This is a genomic window from Pedobacter sp. Leaf216 (assembly GCF_001421515.1).
Taxonomy (GTDB): domain Bacteria; phylum Bacteroidota; class Bacteroidia; order Sphingobacteriales; family Sphingobacteriaceae; genus Pedobacter.
Genome location: NZ_LMKM01000006.1, coordinates 56,063 through 71,150, shown reverse-complemented (window position 1 = coordinate 71,150; position 15,088 = coordinate 56,063). Strand labels below are relative to the sequence as shown.

Here is a 15,088-nt window from a genome sequence, read left to right as displayed (position 1 = left end):
TAAAAATACCCATGTCATCATTGCACGATTTTAAATTATCAAAAGCAGATTTCCAAACCTTTGGTCATAGCCTTTCCCGCCCTGAATGTGTATGGTATTCACCTGACGGTATCTGGGTTTCAGATAACCGAGGAGGATTGGCGCAACTGGATGCCAGCGGAACGCCGAGTTTACTGGGTTCGGGAATAGCAGAACCCAATGGATTTTGCCGAATGAAAAATGGCGCTTTTCTGGTTGGCGGATTATCCGACAGAACGCTTCATATGATATCCAAAGATGGTGTAACCATTCCTTTCCTGACTGAAGTTGACGGACGACGCCTGGGCGTTGTTAACCATGCTTGGTGTGATAGCAAAGGCCGGATCTGGATTTCAGTAATGACCGATGGCGATCATTGGTATAGCGCACTGGAGAACAAAGCGCCCGACGGATATATTGTGCTCATTGATGCCAGCGGAGCAAGGATTGTTGCTGAAAATCTGTTTTTAACCAATGAAGTAAAGGTTAGTCCTGATGGAAATTACCTGTATGCCGCTGAATCTTTGGCCAGAAGAATTGTACGTTTTAAAATTAAGGCCAATAACGACCTGGGACCCAAAGAATTTGTCGGGCCCGAAGATCTTGGACCTGGTAATAATCCCGATGGTTTTACATTGGATGCCCAGGGTAATGTATGGGTAGTTCTGGTTGCCAAGAATGGTATTGGTGTGATCACTACCAAAGGAGAGTTCCTGGAAATATTTACCGATATAAATATTGAAGGCTTAGCGGGCTGGGTGACTGGCTGCGAAAATTTCACAGCAACCGCTGAACATCTTGGCAATTGCGCCGGAGATTTCCTAAAGTTACCAACCAGCCTTGCTTTTGGTGGAAAGGACTTGAAAACGGTATATGTCGGATCATTACTGTCCCCGCATTTACACACCTTCCGTGCACCGGTTTCCGGTAATCAAAACCCTTGGTAAAGGGTTCTATATGTATTGGTATAATCAAATTTCTTATCCGTTCCCCGCAGGCTGATGATGGTCATGTGGGGTGGTTGAGATAGCTTGATCAGATAACTAATGCAGCACAATTATGCTTTATGCTATTGTTATTGACTCAAACCTCGCATCACAATCTTTAGAACTAAATCAGACATCAACGATATATCGGTACAGCTGAATTTGTATCGAAATATCATGGTAAAAAACTAAATAAAAAAAATGTAAAGCGCTGATAATAAGTGTTTTAAAAACTGGCACAAGATTTTCTTATGGCATAATCGTATTCTTTTATTGCTGAAGTTTTTCGGTTAAAACGGGTGGTAGATGAAAAGGCAAATAATTAAATGATTTAGGATTATGAACACAGGATTAAACAATTCCCTTATCGGAATCATTCACGATCTCTCGGATGTCAATAAATCAGGAACCAATCCTGTCTATTGGAATTTTAAAACCTGCTCGGTAAAAGGCTCCTTCGCAGGTAATTCCCTAATGCCCAACCGCCGTGAGTTTTACAAGATCATGCTCATCACAAAGGGCAGCGGGGTGATGACAATTGGATTCAGAACATTTTACATTCAGCAGCCTACCTTAATATTCGCCCATCCCAATGATATCATTTCCTGGAAAGACTTATCTGAGCAGCTGGAGGCAAAATACATTCTTTTTAAAAAACCATTTTTGCTCGATAATCTCCATTTCAAGGACCTGCTCGATAAATACGGGTTGTTTCAAAACAAGGATAAAAATATTATCAGCCTAAAAGATCACGACTTGCCTGTAGTAAGACAATATTTTGATAACATAACTGAGCAGGAGCATGCTTATGGCTGCTATAGGCAGGAAACCATACAGGTGATGCTACAAATGCTCATTGTTGAAAGTATGAAGATTGGACACTATCCCGAGCCAAATCACATTGGCGCGGACCACCTGCATATTCATAATTTCTTTTCCCTGTTGGAAAAAGAGACTTCCAATATCAATTATCTGGCGCCAATAAGAATTAGAACGGCGAAAGAATTTGCACAAAACCTGGATATGCACCCCAACTATCTTAATGCGGTACTCAAAAAACACACCGGGCAAAATGTAAGCGCGCACATCCGTGACCGCATTCTCGAAGAATCCAAAACCCTCCTGCTGTACACCTCATGGTCATTGCAGAATATTTCCTATTGCCTGGGATTTGCAGAGCAACCTAATTTTACAATTTTCTTTAAAAGGAATACAGGAGTAACGCCCGCTTTTTTCAGAAGGAATTTTATCAAGTAAGTGTTACGTGTCGCTTGTATGTAGGCTTGAAATTCATAATTAAATCTTTGCAACTCATAAAGATTATAATTCCAATGAGCTGAACTTTGAGTTAATAAAATAGATATGATGAATATACAAACTAAAGTTGCACTCGTTACCGGTGCATCAAGTGGAATTGGTGAGGCCACCGCCAGATTATTAGCAAAAGAAGGTGTTAAAGTCGGTCTTGCAGCCCGAAGGACGGACAGGCTTCATCAGCTTAAAACAGAAATTGAGCAATCAGGCGGTCAGGCCCTGGTCCTTGAAATGGATATTACCAATCAGCAGAGTGTCCAGGAAGGCGTCGACCAGCTTGCCAAAGCATTTGGAACAATAGACTTTTTGATCAATAATGCTGGGGTTATGCCACTTTCAGAGGTAGAAAAACTTAGGGTGGAAGAGTGGCATCAAATGGTTGATGTCAACTTCAAGGGGGTATTGAACGCTACCGCATCCGCCCTGCCATACATGATCTTGCAGCACTCCGGACACATCGTAAACATTTCTTCCTATGCCGGGAAAAAAGTTGCCAAAGGTCTGGCCGTGTATTCGGCGACGAAATTTGCGGTCTCCGCTTTTACAGAGGGGCTAAGGATGGAGTTGGGGCCTAAGTATAATATCCGCACAACCGTAATCCAGCCCGGAGCAGTAGAAACTGAGCTCTTTGGCCTAATTCAGGATCAGGAATTTAAAGCCGAAATCCTCAGCAGCAGATCCGGAGTGTCTTTTATGCATCCGGAAGAAATTGCCCAAACCATACTGTTCGCATTAAAAGCGCCAGCAAGAGTCAACATCGCAGAATTATTTGCAGTTCCGGTTGATGAAGCCTGGTAAGTGTCTCCAAAAACAAAGCAGTACTGCTTTGTAAGTATATTTTCTAATTACCAAAAGATAATGTTATTTAAGTCATGATGATCAATTCCAAGTTTCCGTCTTTAACTGTAAGCTTTATTTACCTATTGAGCATTGTATGCAGCGCTTGCAACCTGGCAGATTCAAAAAAGCCGGAAAGAGCCAAGATCACTTCTGAAGAAGAGTCCAGAGGCTTTGAGAATGTTTATGCCGACAGTACCTACCGTTTGACGGGAGTGGCGGTAAGTGCAATGCAGCGTATTTTTGTCAATTTTCCCAATTGGGCACCGCCTTATCGATATGCGGTTATAGAAAGTCTGCCTGACGGGACAAAGAAGCCCTACCCGGATGAGCAGTGGAACAGTTTTAAACTGGGGGAAGAGGGCGGTAATAAATTTGTATGTGTCCAGGCCGTATATGCAGATGATAAGGACTGCTTATGGGTTGTTGATGCAGCTGGTATAGGTCTGGGTAAAGTATACCGCAATAGTAATAAGATCGTTAAGATAAACCTGAAAAATAACCAGGTGGAAAGAATTTACAGGTTTGATTCGAGTGTTGCAGGAGCTGATAGTTACCTTAATGATATTCGCGTTGATAATGCGGCAGGCTATGCCTACATCACCAGCTCAAGCAACGGTGCGATCATTATTTTGAACATCAAAACAGGCAACTCGAGGTCGGTCCTTACCGGATCTTCTTATACAATGTCAGATAAAGGCTATGCGTTCAAGATAAATGGGCAGGAATGGGTAAATGAAAAAGGTCCCGTGAAAATAAATGCCGATGGAATTGCCCTGAGTCCTGATATGCGATGGCTTTATTTCAAACCCCTTACTGATAGAAAACTTTATAGAATTAAAACGGCTCTACTCCGGGATTTCCAAACCCCACTTGCAAAGGTAAATGAAAGCGTGGAGGAACTTGGAACTTTTGTAACAACAGACGGCATGGAATTCGATGACAAAGGAAACCTGTATTTGGGTGATCTGGAATCCTCCCGGCTTATGAGGATTGACACCGACATGAAGATGAGCGAAGTGGTGCAGGATTCCACAAAGTTGATTTGGCCGGACAGTTACAGTTTCAGAGATGGTTATTTGTATATTTCCTGCTCGCAGATCCAATATGGCCCGTTTTTTAACGCTGGCAAAGATATGCCAAGGCTGCCATATAGAGTTATCCGGATAAAGGTTACCGGATAATTTGGGTAAGGTTAATCAAATGAGATATGTTTAATATGCTATCCGCCAATGCAAGAACCGTTGAATGGAAACTTGCCATGTTATACGGGCTTTTTTCACTTATCCCTGATAGAGTTTCAGGTGGTGAAGATTTTGGCAAACCGAGCAGTAAACAGCTACTTTTGCTATCCCCAAATAGTAAATGTAGGATTTAATCTCGAACGTTCCTGAAGTTCCTGGAAGTGGTAAATCAAACATAACTTCGATTCGGATCTCGCCAGGTAATCTGGATCGCACCAGATAAGCAGCAAAATGCGCAATGCGCAGCTGTCCATCAACGCTGAAGGATTCAGTTTCCGAGAATTCATCCATATAGTCAATCGAGCGCACATGGGCTGAAACCAGATTTTCACCCTTAACCGTATTATTACATGAAGAACATTGATAATTCATATTGGTATCTTCTTTGAATAGCTTAGAGCTTCCTTGCATTAAATCTTTAATAAGACAACTTGGGTATTAAAAATTCGCAGACAAGAATGACTTAACAAAGTTGCTGATAATCATACCTTCAATTGATGTCTATTTCAAAGAATCTTTTATGAATTCCAAAGCATGAAAGCCGGCAAGTGTGTATTCAACCTAGCTATGAGAATTATACTATACGCGGATCTAAAACTAAATATTGCCAGAAAATTTGGATTCACGTTAAACCAACAATCATTTCTACAAACAAATCTTTGATTTTCATAAAACTTACTTTGCAATTCGTTCAGCAAGAAGAATTGTGAATGGCGAAGTTTGCATCTTACAGCGACTACAGGCTGATGGGATCAGATTCTAATTGAAGTATATAAATCAATTTGTTTTATTCACCCGGCTGCCAACTTAATAATAGTATTATGCATCAACTGATTATCCAATACGCTATTTTACTCCTAGTTATTCTTTCTGTTGTGATGCTGGCCAGAAAAATAAAAGTGGCTTACCCAATCCTATTGGTTATTTCAGGACTGCTGCTCAGTACATTCGCGTTATTTAACGATATAGAGATTGAGCCGGAACTCATCTTCCTGATCTTTCTTCCTCCATTACTCTATGAAGCCGCTTGGAATATATCGTGGAAGGACCTCTGGAAATGGCGAAGGGTCATTGGGAGTTTTGCTTTTATTATTGTACTGCTAACCTCAACTGTTGTAGCGATTGTATCCAGTGTGCTTATTCCGGGCTTTACACTCTCGCTTGGCTTTCTCCTTGGCGGCATCATCTCGCCGCCTGATGCGGTGTCCGCATCGGCGATAATCAAAAATGTCAGTGTGCCAAAAAGACTTTCCATACTATTGGAAGGGGAAAGCTTACTCAACGATGCTTCCAGCCTGATTGTATTCCGATTTGCACTCGCTGCAGTTATGACGGGAACATTTGTTTTCACCCAGGCAGCTGGTGATTTTTTTATTGTGATCATAATGGGAATCCTCACAGGTCTCATTATTGCCATCTGTTTCTATTTCATTCATAAATATCTCCCGACAACAACCAATATAGACATCATTCTCACGTTACTCTCACCCTATGTGATGTACATAGTTGCTGAAGAATTTCACTTTTCAGGTGTGCTTTCTGTCGTTAGCGGTGGCTTATTCCTATCAGTAAGGAGAGACAATTTTCTTTCTCACCGTAGCAGGCTACAGGGCATAAATGTTTGGGAGGCTGTAGCTTTCGTGCTCAATGGATTCGTATTCCTGCTTATTGGGCTTGAACTTCCTGTAGTCATCAAAGGCCTGGGGCAGGGTGGTCTGGTTTTAGCAATCGGCTACAGCGCCGTAATTTCGCTTGTGCTTATCCTCACCCGTTTAGGTTGCGCCTTTGGGGCAGTATACTTTACCAGATTCATCAGCCGCTATATCAAAACCGCTGATGCTAATCCCTCCTGGAAGATATCCTTACTTTTTGGCTGGTCGGGGATGAGGGGCGTGGTTTCTCTGGCTGCCGCCCTTTCAATTCCGTTAACCCTGCAGTCAGGAGATTTATTTCCCCAAAGAAATCTTATTCTGTTTATTACTTTTAGTGTTATAGTAGTCACACTTTTACTTCAGGGTATCACTTTACCAGCACTTGTAAAATGGGTCAATATCACCGAAACGGATTATATGTTAACTCCAGCAAACCAGATCAACGTTATGAAGCAAAGACTTGCCCAACTTTCACTCAATATCCTCAACGAGCAATATCCTGAACTGCATAGCGCCAATGGTCTGGTGAAAGCCATTAGAATTCGCATGGATTCAGAACTTGCATTGTTATCCGGACAGGGGGACAACATGGATCCCATTACCGATCAGTCGCTTTACCGGGATTATGTAGCTGTACATCATGAATTAATTGCAGCCCAGAGACGCTTGCTTAAAAAGCTCCGAAACAATGAACAGTTTGACGAGGGCCTACTGCGCAACCAGCTGGATCTTTTAGACCTGGAAGAGGAACGCCTCCAGCGTCAATTCAGTCAAAGAGAAGAATAGGAATATCACAAAATAAGATTATCGTTAATTACCGTTGGTTGTCACAAAGCAATCATTCCACCAGTACAAAAGATAAACTTTCAAAATATCAGTAAGTCTTTGAAATTCATAACAAGCCCTTTGATCCGCATACGATAGTGGATGTAAATTAATCGAATTTTGAATCACAAAAAGGGTAAAACGATATTGTATCGCTAAGCATTAAAGCACTCTTTTGAATTTTGATCATATCCGGTTGATACACCTTGAAGGCATTTATATCCGGATTAACATAAAGACTAAAATCTCCTATTATGAAAAGAATTGCATATGCTTGTTGCATCGGAGTTATCGGTATTATCACTGCCGAGTTTGGGGTAATTGGATTTCTTCCCCAGGTGGCGGCGCATTATAAAATTAATATCAATACCGCCGGATTACTGCTGAGTGTATTTTCAATTGCTATTGCCTTCGGCGGGCCGTTCACGACCTTACTATCATCCGGCTTCAACCGGAAAAGTGTGATGCTTGGCAGTCTGGGCCTTTACCTGATTAACGGTATTCTTTCCGCTCTGGTTCCGCCGTTTTGGTTGCTTTTGATAGCTCGCGCTTTACCCGCCCTGCTCCATGCCGTTTACTACTCCGCTGCAATAGTGGTTGTGATGAGTACGGCAAAAGAAGAGGATCACCATAAAATGATGGCCATTGCCCTAAGCGGAATTAGTATTGCTACAATTACAACGATACCATTATCAAGTTATCTAGCCAGTACTTTTTCATTTCAATATTCTTTCCTTATGCAAACCATCATCACCGCAATCGGACTAGTCAGCGTTTATTTTGTGGTTCCCTCTATGCCGGTGAGCAAAAAAGTCAATTATCTCAACCAGATTTCCATTCTTAAAAAACCTGTAATTTGGCTAAGCTTACTAGTGACTTTCTTAATGTTTGCGGCCGAGTTCTCCATGTATGGATATTTTGCTGATTATCTGCTAAAGGTCAAGCACATGAGCCCGAAAGGAATAAGCTATTTGTTGTTGCTGTTTGGCGCAACAGGGCTGGCCGGTAACTGGATTGCAGGGAAAATAATGAGCACCAGCATTTCTTTAACCAGTATACTCTTTCTGGTCGGTTGCAACATCGTTGTTCCACTGGGGTTATACCTGACCGGATATAGCACTTTAACGGTATCGATCATGGTCGGGTTATGGGGAATTCTTTACGCGCCGGGTTTTTTAATTGCAACCTCGGCTATCAGCGCTGAAGCTCCGCAAGCTCTGGAATTCGCAAACGGTATGGTAAACTCCTTTGCTAATTTTGGCGTAACCGCTGGAACGCTTTTAGCGGGTTATACTATTCTTCACAAAGGCATTAATCAGATTCCATGGTTAGCCGTAACCTTTGGTACCCTTGCCGTAGTTCTTGTTTTTGCGAAATTACTTACAGCAAGACAAGCGCTAAAAATACAAGTAAACACAGCAGGAGCATAACCTGTTGCATAGTATCCCTCGATATCAATTGGTCAGATGATATTTCTTGTCTCAGGTTACTTCGAACTGTGGCTTTATGCTTCAGAAATAAGCTTCGCTTATGACTTTTTACACCACATAGGCGGTTTCTCTTTTGCTTTGAGATAAAACCATAAAGCTCTGAATCTTGCCGACCAGCGGATTAGTAGCTATGGTTTCCCTTAGAAAATCATTGTAGGCAATCATATCAGTGGTCACTATCTTTAACATAAAATCAAAATTGCCGGTCACATGGTAACATTCCATTACCTGTGGATATCGGGCCATCTCACGTTTGAAAATATCGATTGAATCTTGCCCATGGTTATTTAATTCAACGAGCGGAAAAGCAATGAATATATCTCTGATTTTTTGAACGTTAATCAGTACGACGCTTTTTTCAATATACCCTTCGGTCTTGAGGTTTTTAATGCGTTCAACAATATTGGACTTGCTTCTTCTGAGTTTTCCTGATAGTTCTTTGTAAGTGAGATCCCCGTCCCTTTGAAGCAGATTCAAAATACCACTGTCGGTTTCGTCTAATGCATATGCTGACATAATTATCTGGTTTAATTTGGTTGGCCGAAGATATTCAAAAATCAGGATTTTTCGAAGTTAAAAACTCATGGGTTTGATTGTAATTAATTGATAGTGTATTATTTACAATTACTTCTTTCATTCCAGTCAGCCACGAGAAATTAAATTTTTATTTGGTATTATCTTTCCTAAAGCAGCAAAATATAATTAGGTGTCCCTATGCTTAAAAAGTATTTTAGACCTTTTTTTTATTGCCGTTTCCATTACGCCGTTGTCGTGTTGAAATTTGCCCTGCAACCAGCAGAATAATATGGAAGAGCGGAATCAAAATAATTCTTATCCAGGCTATGATAAACTTACAAAAATAACTGTAGGAAATTCCACCCATTACAGGAACTTGTATAAAGTAGCTGACCCGAGATTACAATTAAAAATAGAAAACGTACGGGCTTTGCTCCGCGAATTATTGCAAATCCCACCTGATTATCATGTGTTGCTATTAAATAGCGGAAACATAGAGCATTCAAGTATTTTTTGCATGCTTAATTTTTCCAAAGAAATAAGGGGGGGATTTCTGGATACCGGGAGCCGTTCCTCTGCAGCAATTATTTCGGCAAGAAAGTATTTGGATGTGGAGATAATCGGTTCCTCCAGAGAATCATCCTATTCATACATCCCTCAATGCGACTGGCTACCGCAGAATATTTCATTTTTGCACCTAACCTCGACCAATGATTTACAGGGGAACAGCGTTTCAAAATTCCCAAAGGTTTCAGTGCCTCTATTTTGTGACCGGTCAGCTGATTTATTTAGTACTAGAATTCCTTTTGATCTTTTTGACCTGGTGTATGCGCAAGGAGAGGGCGGTATAATACCGGAACATTTATCCCTGATATGCGTCCGGGATTCAATTCTAGCGAAATCCTCATGCCCAATTTTTACTGAACCTTTTTTAACAAATAGATTAAACCAGGCCGTTGACCTAAGCTTTAAGGATATGTTTATATTTCATCATTGGCTTACCGATTTTAAATCAAATGGCGGTTTGGAAGCTAATGTCTCTCGCTTATGCACCCTATCTTCGACGCTGTACAGGGAAATAGAGCGAAACACAAAGTTGCGTGCTACAGTTAATCCGAAAGACCGCTCAGTGCATGCCGTTAGATTCTTTGTTGCAAACCCTGAAGATGAATTTATTTTTATCCTGCAACTGGATAAGGAAAACATAAACATTGTTGATCGCCTGCCCCAAGGTGATTTTTTAGTTGATTTAACAAAGTATGAAGAGGAAGGAATCTTTCAACTCATTAATACTATGCAGTGTTTCGAGCACCATTCGGCCCATGAAAGAAAATAACTTAATGTGAATATGGACTCCAGAGAAATTCTAGCATTGCTTTTACTCTCCCTTTATATGCTTTCCTATGTTTTAAATCGAATCGTGTTGAAGGGACAAAAGCAAGAGCGAGAACAAGATGGCGACAGTAAATGGATTTGATCCTATCAAAATTAATTCAAGAAATTTTATAAAAGAAGTTTAATAGTTTAGTTAATGATAAAATCGGTCGGTGGATGCCGGCCGGTTTAATAAATCCAAAAGGCAATCTGAGATCAGTATAGTAAAATTTGTTTCAGTTCGGAGTTACCAACCCCAGGCCGGACCACTAAATCATTCAATGACCAACATTCAAAACTATTGAAATAAAATGAATATAGACCTAATTACGAAAGAAGACCTGAAGGAGTTTAAAACTTCCCTTATTGCTGAGCTAAAAGAAATACTTAAGCCAGAACTGAAAGAACATAAAAAGTGGTTAAGAAGCGCTGAGGTAAGAGAAATTCTCCATATCTCACCTGGGACACTGCAAAACTTGAGAATCAACGGTACCCTAGCCTTCACAAAGGTCGGAAGTATTTTTTATTACGCCCTTAGCGATATCCAAAGCTTACTACACAAGGGAGGAAAAGGTGGAAGGTAGTATCAATCAACTCAATCAATTTTTGATATTTGCAAATAAAAGTAGCTTTTCCCCGTGTTACATAAGCCTTTACCTGGCTATCGTCGTAACTGGCTGGAAGGAAAATGATCTTGAAAACATCAAAGTTTCAAGAAGGAAATTGATGGGTTTGGCATCAATCAAATCAATCGCCACTTACCACAAATGCATAAGTAATTTGGTGTCACTAGGCATTATTAAATACGCACCTTCTTACCATCCCAGAATAGGAAGTGAAATTTCGATTTTGGATATATCATTTTGAGTAACAACAGTATTCATTGCTGCACAAGAGTTTTGTATCTTCTTTTTTTATTCTGGCACCCTTTAAGCTTCATCTCAGGTATGCTTGCTAAATCACCTTTTAGCTTTATTTACTTTTTGTCAGGGTTTAGGAGGATTCGAAACTCACCGGTGATAAATTGATAAATGATGTCAGCCATGAGTAAATTCGGTTTTCCGTTTCGCCACCCATTCTCTCCCGAACTTGCTCAGTATATAATATACTTGTTGAAAATGTTGATTCTTTACCGCGTTTGGCTCGCTTGATGCATAAATTCTGCCTAGCTTAAATCTCACATTTTAGATTAGATGCAGTTTATCTTGGTGGGTTACGATTATGAACTTTTAGCAAAAAGCCAATATCGATTCTTCAAAGGTTTCTTTCCACCCTGCATCTTTTGTCAATATCACCAAGTTTGGGGATGGATGCATCAATAGTTAATCGACAGTTTTGTTGTACACATTGCCCGCTGATTGCAGATGATAATATTTTATAAATGTGTATCAGCACTGTATCATACCCTGAATGTGACGGCATGGCCGGGAATTTTTAATAAAAATGATTTGATGTTAATTGTAAATATTAATAAGGCATTTAATTGCATATCAAGATGAGCCCGACATCAAAGCTGGGACAAAAGTTCATTATCAGGGCATTCCGGGCTCCGGATGATCCAAAAGCATGTAAACTTTTTGCAATGGGCCATGAGCACTTACTTAGAAGTGTTGGTGTCGAGAAGATTTCCTCATCAGGGTTTGAGTGGGCTGATAATCTTGCGGTGTTTGTTATTGTAATCGAATCTTCTGATCGTACAAGGGTGTATGGCGGACTGAGAGTTCATATTGCTGACAAGGTCACGCAGTTGCCTATTGAAAAAGCAGTAGGGGATGCTGACCCAACACTTGGCGCATCGATTGCTCTTCACAACCGGGCGAGCATAGGGGAAATCTGCGGCTTATGGAATTCACTTGAGGCGGCGCGGTACGGAGTCGGGAGTAATTTGCTCGCCCGCGCAGTAGTCGCAATTTCAACTCGCCTGAATCTAACCCGGCTAATTGTACTCACCGCACCATATGTGATAAATATGGTTGAGGATCTGGGTTTCATCATCAACAGAACTTTCGGCAGGAATGGGGAATTTATTTATCCCAGACCGGATATGATAGCCACGCTTTTGATTAATGATGATCTGGATAGCCTAGCCAGTGCGCGGGAGGAAGAAAGGGAAGCGGTTGTTGAATTACGGAACAACCCCGAAATAAAAATTGTAGAAAACATTCGGGGAAAAAATGTCGAATTGCAATATAAACTTTCCATTGAAAATGGTCAATTTGTAAGCTGATCTCCATGCCGCCTCTAATATTATTCACCATTTAATTCAAGCAATTTTTGAGCTATGGAAGGGAAGTCAAATAGTACAATTGCACACCTAGACGACACTGTTTTTTTGCCCACATCTTTCAAGTTAACTGAAGAGGAGGATAGATTGAACTTTGATTTACTGTTGAAAAGCGGAATGATTCTGTTTACCCATGACGAAATTTATGGACAGTTAAAGGAACTCATTAAAGTTGAACAACCACAAAAAAAGCTAGAGCCAAAGGATTATGAATTATTGATTTCTGAACGGTTAGCAGGAACTGATGTTGCAAGTTATGGTGTCTGGTTTTTCTACCCCTGGAACAGGCGTCTGATCCACTTGCTGGATGAGGAGGAATTTATAGCTGTCAGAACCAGCCGGAACCAGCATAAGATAACAAAGGCAGAACAGGATATACTAAAAAATAAGACGATAGGAATAGCAGGCCTGTCAGTCGGTCATTCCATTGCAATCACAATTGCGATGGAAAGGGCTTGCGGAAGGTTACGCCTCGCGGATTTTGATGTCGCAGAACTAAGCAACCTGAACAGGATTCATACCGGAATCCACAATCTGGGGTTAGAAAAGACGATACTATTGGCACGAGAAATTGCCGAGATAGATCCATATATCAAAATAGCCCTTTTTTCAAAAGGTCTCTCATCAGCTAACATGGACAGTTTTTTTCTTGACGATGGAAAGCTTGACCTATTTGTTGAAGTTTGTGATTCGATAGATATTAAGTTACTGAGCAGATTAACCGCAAGAAAATATCAGATTCCTGTTGTGATGGATACAAATGACAGGGGAATGCTTGATGTTGAGCGATTTGATAAGGATCGTGATCTGCCTCTGTTGCACGGACTAATTGGGGAGATTGATCCGGACACCTTTAGGGATTTGCCTTTCGAAAAAAAACTGCCCGTAATATTGGGAATGGTTGGAATAGAAACGATATCGGCAAGATTGAAGGCCTCAATGATAGAAATCGGTCAATCTATTACAACTTGGCCACAATTAGCCTCCTCTGTTATGCTCGGCGGGGCATTGACAACGGATGTATGCCGGAGGATACTGCTGGGCCAATTTAACGATTCAGGAAGATATTATGTTGATTTTGAAGAACTGATTAAAGATGCTGATTTCTCCAAGACTTCTTTAACTGAAAATTATGATCCTCCTCCAGAATTAGATAGAGGGGAAATGTTTGGTATGATCGATAAGCTGCATCTCACAAGCATACCGGAAAAAATCACGGAAGAAGAAATAAAACTTATATTGGAAGCCGCAATCCTTGCGCCTTCAGGAGGAAATTCGCAGCCCTGGAAATTTGTTTATACCCTCAATCGTCTCTTCATATTCGTTGACGCTCATTTTTCGCATTCACTGATTGATTTCAATAACTTTGGATCCTATTTAAGCCTTGGCGCGGTTATCGAAAATATTGCAATAAAATCTGCAGCACTCAGTTTGGAGATAGGCACTGTATACTTTCCGCTCCATGGCGACAAGCGGATGGCCGGACTCATAAGCTTCACGCGTGTAAAGGATAAACCTAACCTGGCGAGTCTGGAGAGAGGTATTTACCTAAGACAAACGAGCAGGACGATTGTGAAAAGTCCTCCATTATCGCCCGATCATTTCACCTATTTGAAACAATCTATCAGCCAATATCATGGAGCACATTTGGATTTTGTTGACGACCGGGAACAAATTATGGCCCTCGGTGAAATACTTGCTCATGCTGAAAAGTTGAGGGTTCTTCACCCTAGAGGTCATTTCGATACATTTGTTAACGAACTTCGATGGACGCAGGAAGAAAACGAATTAAAAAGAGATGGTCTGGATATCCGCACATTAGGAATTTCCGAGAGCGAAGCTTTAATGTTAAAAATAGCGGCAGATGCGAATGCAATTTCTGTACTGAGGAATATCGGCGGTGGAAATGCCTTCGAAAAAATGGTAATTGAGTCAGTGAAAAATTCATCGGCGCTCGGTATAATCTATATGCCGGAACTCTCGGAACTTGATTGTGTGCTTGCGGGTCGGGCGGTGGAAAGACTCTGGATTGAAGCAAACCTTTTAAATCTTTCGTTTCAACCGATTACACAATTGACTTTTCTTTTGGCCCGACTTAAACTGAATAGCACTGATGTGGACCCTGAATTTTCATCGAGTTTGCAGAAATTAAAAGCCAGTTTCGATCACGTCCTTCCTCGGACAAATGATGGCCAAGCTATATTTATATTTAAGATAGGACATCAAGGAAAGTACGAAGTGCGCTCTTTACGCAAGCCGTTGGGTTTTTTTCTAAAAGAATAGTTTCAAAATCTAATTGCTAACTGATTAGCTTATAAAGCTAGTTCAAATCGTTTCTCGGATATATGGAAATGCTCTTTGTAGAAATGCTGGATCTTCTATTCTAATGTTATTCGCTTGCATATCTAATATTACATCCTTAATGAGACTGATTACCTGTTGGATTTCATAAATGGCCAGCCCGCGTATTCATTCAATTGATGTAAATTCAGCACTTTATCAAGAGAATGGTATATCAATTGGTTGCTGATGATGATACAATTTTCCG

Annotated in this window: 12 protein-coding genes; 10 read left to right on the top strand and 2 right to left on the bottom strand. The window is 40.8% G+C overall.

All coding sequences use genetic code 11. The annotated features are described in order from the left end of the window. Positions 1–11: 11 nt before the first annotated feature. The 4 genes from ASE74_RS04760 (at position 12) to ASE74_RS04745 (ending at position 4,339) form a co-directional block, all read left to right on the top strand. Positions 12–965: an SMP-30/gluconolactonase/LRE family protein gene (locus tag ASE74_RS04760; protein WP_055904954.1), complete on the top strand. Its 954-nt coding sequence runs from the start codon at positions 12–14 to the stop codon at positions 963–965. Positions 966–1,343: 378 nt separating this feature from the next. Next, on the top strand, positions 1,344–2,261 hold the full coding sequence (locus tag ASE74_RS04755; RefSeq protein WP_055904951.1) for an AraC family transcriptional regulator: 918 nt from the start codon (positions 1,344–1,346) through the stop codon (positions 2,259–2,261). 105 nt (positions 2,262–2,366) lie between these two features. Beyond that, positions 2,367–3,116: an SDR family oxidoreductase gene (locus ASE74_RS04750; RefSeq protein WP_055904949.1), complete on the top strand. Its 750-nt coding sequence runs from the start codon at positions 2,367–2,369 to the stop codon at positions 3,114–3,116. A 74-nt stretch (positions 3,117–3,190) separates the two neighbouring features. Beyond that, complete coding sequence (locus ASE74_RS04745; RefSeq protein ID WP_157255347.1) at positions 3,191–4,339, top strand: L-dopachrome tautomerase-related protein; 1,149 nt, start codon at positions 3,191–3,193, stop codon at positions 4,337–4,339. 99 nt (positions 4,340–4,438) lie between these two features. On the opposite strand, the gene ASE74_RS04740 is transcribed toward ASE74_RS04745, so the two are convergent. Then, positions 4,439–4,810 (bottom strand): hypothetical protein, encoded by a 372-nt coding sequence (locus ASE74_RS04740; RefSeq protein WP_055904946.1) that lies wholly within the window; start codon positions 4,808–4,810, stop codon positions 4,439–4,441. A 410-nt stretch (positions 4,811–5,220) separates the two neighbouring features. On the opposite strand from ASE74_RS04740, the gene ASE74_RS04735 reads away from it, so the two are divergent. Next, the gene (locus ASE74_RS04735; protein ID WP_055904943.1) at positions 5,221–6,837 is read left to right on the top strand and encodes a Na+/H+ antiporter; all 1,617 of its coding nucleotides are present in this window, start codon (positions 5,221–5,223) and stop codon (positions 6,835–6,837) included. 293 nt (positions 6,838–7,130) lie between these two features. Continuing rightward, the gene (locus ASE74_RS04730) at positions 7,131–8,306 is read left to right on the top strand and encodes an MFS transporter (RefSeq protein WP_055904939.1); all 1,176 of its coding nucleotides are present in this window, start codon (positions 7,131–7,133) and stop codon (positions 8,304–8,306) included. A 108-nt stretch (positions 8,307–8,414) separates the two neighbouring features. Here the strand turns inward: ASE74_RS04730 and ASE74_RS04725 are convergent, their stop codons facing one another. Then, on the bottom strand, positions 8,415–8,882 hold the full coding sequence (locus tag ASE74_RS04725) for an Lrp/AsnC family transcriptional regulator (protein WP_055904936.1): 468 nt from the start codon (positions 8,880–8,882) through the stop codon (positions 8,415–8,417). A gap of 289 nt (positions 8,883–9,171) precedes the next feature. Between ASE74_RS04725 and ASE74_RS04720 the strand changes: the two genes are divergently transcribed. The 4 genes from ASE74_RS04720 (at position 9,172) to ASE74_RS24320 (ending at position 14,823) form a co-directional block, all read left to right on the top strand. Further along, positions 9,172–10,218: a hypothetical protein gene (locus ASE74_RS04720; protein ID WP_055904933.1), complete on the top strand. Its 1,047-nt coding sequence runs from the start codon at positions 9,172–9,174 to the stop codon at positions 10,216–10,218. Between the two features lie 349 nt (positions 10,219–10,567). Then, the gene (locus ASE74_RS04715; protein ID WP_055904930.1) at positions 10,568–10,840 is read left to right on the top strand and encodes a helix-turn-helix domain-containing protein; all 273 of its coding nucleotides are present in this window, start codon (positions 10,568–10,570) and stop codon (positions 10,838–10,840) included. A 911-nt stretch (positions 10,841–11,751) separates the two neighbouring features. Continuing rightward, positions 11,752–12,483, top strand: coding sequence for a hypothetical protein (locus ASE74_RS04710; RefSeq protein WP_055904927.1), 732 nt, complete (start codon positions 11,752–11,754; stop codon positions 12,481–12,483). 54 nt (positions 12,484–12,537) lie between these two features. Beyond that, entirely contained in the window at positions 12,538–14,823 is a 2,286-nt protein-coding gene (locus ASE74_RS24320; protein ID WP_082458648.1) for an Rv1355c family protein, read from the top strand. Positions 14,824–15,088 lie beyond the last annotated feature (265 nt).